This window comes from Bartonella acomydis (assembly GCF_039543025.1).
Taxonomy (GTDB): Bacteria; Pseudomonadota; Alphaproteobacteria; order Rhizobiales; family Rhizobiaceae; genus Bartonella; species Bartonella acomydis.
This window is the reverse complement of the sequence record NZ_BAABIY010000054.1, coordinates 1-741: the sequence shown is the minus strand read 5'-3', so window position 1 is coordinate 741 and position 741 is coordinate 1. Positions and strand designations below refer to the sequence as shown.

Genomic DNA, 741 nt, shown 5'->3' with positions numbered 1-741 from the left:
GGCGGTGGAGGGCAATGTGTCCACGTAAAAATCAAAGGAGCTCAGTTTAGAAAAGCAAAAAATATCCAAATTGGTCGTGGTGGTAAAAATGGTAGTGGTGGTGCAACGATTATTGAAGGCGTTCTCATTGCCAATGGTGGAAGTATAGGCTCTCAGGGTAGCGGCAATACCAAAACAGTAGGAGCAGGAGGAACAGGAGGTTACTCCAGCATACAAAACTTTATTTTTTCTGGCGGTAAAGGTGGAAATGGCGGAAGCTGTGACGGTGAAAGTTCTCTTTTTGGTGGTGCTGGTGGCGGTGGCGGATCTAGTAATGGCAGTGGTGGTCGTGGCGGTGAAAGTGATAAAGGTGGAAAAGGTGGCAGAGGTGGTAGTAATCAAGCTGATGCAGGTGGCGGTGGCGGCTATTTCCATGGAAAGAACGGTGACGAAGGCGGTGCCGGTGGTAACGGAGCAATCTTGTTGAGATTTTTTATCTAGGAGCACTTCATGGAATATGCAGTTGTTGAAAATGGTGTGGTAACAAATATTATTGTCGCATCAAAAGATTATGTTCACGCCTTTGATGGTGAGGCTATCCCCTCAAGTGAAGCGCAAATTGGTTGGACTTATAAGGACGGAGTCTTCTCTCCTCCCGTGGTGGATGAAAACAAAGAACAATTTGCATCTACACAATCAGCAGAGCAAGACGCAATCGTAGAGCCACCTATAGGGGAGCCACAAAAAAGGTAAATAAGCTAA

The 741-nt window shown here is 46.3% G+C and carries 1 protein-coding gene and 1 pseudogene; both read left to right on the top strand.

Features of this window, described 5'->3' with window-relative positions; all coding sequences use genetic code 11:
- Positions 1 to 480: pseudogene (locus ABD909_RS06970) on the top strand (Bgr_08870 family protein); the annotation flags it as partial.
- A gap of 9 nt (positions 481 to 489) precedes the next feature.
- On the top strand, positions 490 to 732 hold the full coding sequence (locus ABD909_RS06965; protein WP_345097237.1) for a hypothetical protein: 243 nt from the start codon (positions 490 to 492) through the stop codon (positions 730 to 732).
- Positions 733 to 741: the final 9 nt, after the last annotated feature.

What these genes read in the sequence shown, in the direction of transcription:
- ABD909_RS06965 (WP_345097237.1), top strand. Translation starts at nt 490, where the DNA reads ATGGAATATGCAGTTGTTGAAAATGGTGTGGTAACAAATATTATTGTC.